At 71.4% G+C, this 374-nt stretch carries 1 protein-coding gene; it reads right to left on the minus strand.

The window, feature by feature from the left end; translation table 11 throughout:
- Positions 1-374 (minus strand): phosphoenolpyruvate carboxylase (locus tag ASV53_RS26640; RefSeq protein WP_141226366.1); only part of this gene is annotated, 374 nt, incomplete at both ends.

Below are 374 nucleotides of genomic sequence, written 5' to 3' on the forward strand. Positions count from 1 at the left end.
GTCGCCCGCACGGAGTGCGCGGAGCGCCCGGAGCTGCAGCAGCGAGAGGGCGTCGACGTACGGGCTGCGCAGCTGCACGGCGCGCTGCAGTACGGGCTTGTTCTCGAGCAGGCCCTCGCCGCCGGTGAGGCGCACGACCCATTCGCGGGTGAGGACGAGTTCGTCGAGCACGAGCGCGGCGAGGTCGTCGCGGTCGCCGAGCGCCAGGTATTCGCGGGCGATGCGCTCGTCGGTCTTCGCGAGGCTCATGGCGACGTTGTCGATCATCGTGCGCAGCAGCGGCCACTCGCGGTAGGCCTCGATGAGCAGCGCCTCGTCACCGACCGCCTCGAGGGCGGTTCCGAGGCCGAACCATCCGGCGAGGTTGATGCGGG

The organism is Photobacterium sanguinicancri, assembly GCF_002265265.1.
Classification (GTDB): domain Bacteria; phylum Pseudomonadota; class Gammaproteobacteria; order Enterobacterales; family Vibrionaceae; genus Photobacterium; species Photobacterium sanguinicancri.